Annotated in this window: 1 protein-coding gene; it reads left to right on the plus strand. The window is 62.7% G+C overall.

Going from position 1 to position 1625, the window contains the following annotated elements:
- The first annotated feature begins 455 nt into the window (after positions 1-455).
- The gene (locus tag SPHV1_RS01210; RefSeq protein WP_054944310.1) at positions 456-1532 is read left to right on the plus strand and encodes a hypothetical protein; all 1077 of its coding nucleotides are present in this window, start codon (positions 456-458) and stop codon (positions 1530-1532) included.
- Positions 1533-1625: the final 93 nt, after the last annotated feature.

The raw sequence follows: 1625 nt of genomic DNA on the forward strand, positions 1-1625 counted from the left end.
CGGGAGCTGCATGGTCCGGGGCCGGGGCCTCCGTCGCTGCGGGGTGGGCCTCATCCCATAGAGCTTTCCAACGCTCCGCCTCAATGCGGCGCGCCATTGCGCGGTTCTCAACCGCGTGCAGCCTTCGCGCTTCTCCGGGATCGCTATCCATGAATCTCGCGCTGCACGATGAATGGTAAGTTTCCGTTGCACACCATGATTAACAGCCTGCCGACGATAAAGGCTGGGCATATCGCGCGGGCGCAGCTCCTTCGCCTTGCCAGCGCCGTGCCTGCCCGATACGGCTCTGCAACAACTCTGCTTTCGGGTCGCGCACAACCCGCCGTTGTGTCCGAAAGTGCGAAAGCCCGGCCCTGTGTCGGGCTTTCTTATATTCGTGCTAGACCACGCTCCAACAAATAGTTCTGGTTCTCATAGACGCCTGCGTCTATGCCGGATCTGACAGAGGAAGCGGGATGGCATTGGAACCTATCAGGGTATTGGAGTTCGCGGACGCCGATCGCGCGGACGTGCAACGGCGCGTGGTCGATGCCGTGCAAGCTGCGCCCGAACGGTTCCTGACAGACTATGCGGCCCGACCCGGCACTTTCGGGGGGCGCTACGTCTGTGCGGACGCCATGAAGGAGCTGCTTCCCGAATATACCGCCTCAAGAGAGGCCCGCGGCCGATACAACGCGCCCGTCCACAATGCCGCGGCCGTTCTGGCGGCCGAACAATACCGGCGCGTAGTAGCCGATAGCTCCGATCCGACCCGCAACCTGGTGCTGTTCGTAACCGGGATGCCGGGGGCCGGGAAAACCTCTGAAATCCAGTATGCGGCGCTGCATGAAGGAAACCGGCTCGGCCGTGACGTGCGCGCGATCTTTGAGGGCCAGCTTGTCGATCCGCAAGCGAGCATCGCCAAGGTCGAACAGGCATTGAGCGCCGGATGCAGAGTCGGGGTAATAGCGGTGCTGCCTCGGCCAGAGGAGGCGCTTGCGCACACGTTCCAACGCTTTGAGGAGCTAGGCAGGGGCGCGAGCGCGGCCGTGATGGTGCGTATTCAGGAGGGCACGCCTGACGGCCTAGAGGCCCTTCTAGGTCGCTTTGGCGATCAGATTTCGGTTGCGGTCCATGACGTGCGCGATCGTGCGAATGTTCATCGCCTAGAAGGCATGGACGGTGTAAATATCTGGCGGAAGGAATTGGAAAATGGACCTGTCCAAGAAAGGCTTGAAAGAGAGTTCGACCGGCTCAACCAGCTCGGCCGCGTCAGCGCCGATTGCGCCCTCCAATTCAAAGGACAATCTCCCCACGGGCAACTTTACGCGATTGGAGGCCCTGATGTTGGTGGGAGCCTCGCACATGGCGACGGACGAAAAGCTACGCCGGAAAGTGGCCGAACGTCTCTCCTGAACGCGGCGCGGGGAAGCTCGCTCGCCGGACTCTCCGACGCCCTCAAGACAGGCCAGAGCGAAGGCGACGGCAAAACCAAATCCAACGAAATCGGCCACGGCCTGCCTAAGCCGCCGTCGCCCCGGCGTTCCAGATGAACGCCCCCAGCCCGAACCTTCCGTTTGGTGTTAGCCGGGGAGCGTTGCGAGGGGCTGGCCCCTTGCTGTGGGGGTCGAGCGGGACGCTGGGCG

The organism is Novosphingobium sp. KN65.2, from assembly GCF_001368935.1.
Taxonomy (GTDB): Bacteria; Pseudomonadota; Alphaproteobacteria; order Sphingomonadales; family Sphingomonadaceae; genus Novosphingobium; species Novosphingobium mathurense.